This is a genomic window from Aminobacter sp. P4_D5 (genome assembly GCF_056401815.1).
Genome location: NZ_JBFUIP010001131.1, coordinates 1 through 574, shown reverse-complemented (window position 1 = coordinate 574; position 574 = coordinate 1). Strand labels below are relative to the sequence as shown.

General features: G+C 65.3%; 2 protein-coding genes. Both read left to right on the top strand.

Features of this window, described 5'->3' with window-relative positions; translation table 11 throughout:
- Positions 1 to 5: 5 nt before the first annotated feature.
- Positions 6 to 179 (top strand): S-adenosylmethionine decarboxylase family protein, encoded by a 174-nt coding sequence (locus AC1DWF_RS37075; RefSeq protein ID WP_476843414.1) that lies wholly within the window; start codon positions 6 to 8, stop codon positions 177 to 179.
- An 89-nt stretch (positions 180 to 268) separates the two neighbouring features.
- A partial coding sequence (locus AC1DWF_RS37070; RefSeq protein WP_476843413.1) for a spermine/spermidine synthase domain-containing protein occupies positions 269 to 574 on the top strand: 306 nt, incomplete at its 3' end.

The window sequence follows — 574 nt, the reverse complement described above, 5'->3', positions numbered from 1 at the left end:
TGCTGGTGCTGGCCGAGAGCCATGTGTCGATCCACACCTGGCCGGAGCGGGACTATGCGGCGCTGGACATCTTCGTCTGCGGCGACTGCGACCCGTACAAGGCGATCCCGGTGCTGCGGCGCGGCTTCCTGCCGGACAACGTTCAACTCTCCGAGCACAAGCGCGGCCTGATCGGCTGACATAAATCCGAGCTAGATGCGAACGGGGCCGGGCGGCAACGTCCGGCCCCTTCTTCTTTCTGACCCCCGCCTGTCGATGAGGTGAGACCATGACCGATTCCTGGGTGAACGAGACCCTCTRCGCCGAATGGGGCCAGCGCTTCGCGATCAAGCGCGAACTGGCTCGCGTGAAGAGCGACTTCCAGGACATCATGATCTTCGAGAGCTTCACGCATGGCCGCGTGATGCTGCTGGACGGCGTCGTGCAGATCACCGAGCGCGACGAGTTCGTCTACCAGGAGATGCTGACGCATGTGCCGCTGCTGGCGCATGGCGCGGCCAAGCGCGTGCTCATCATCGGCGCCGGCGACGGCGGCGTGCTGCGCCGCGTGCTCGAGCACAGCACCGTCGAGAAG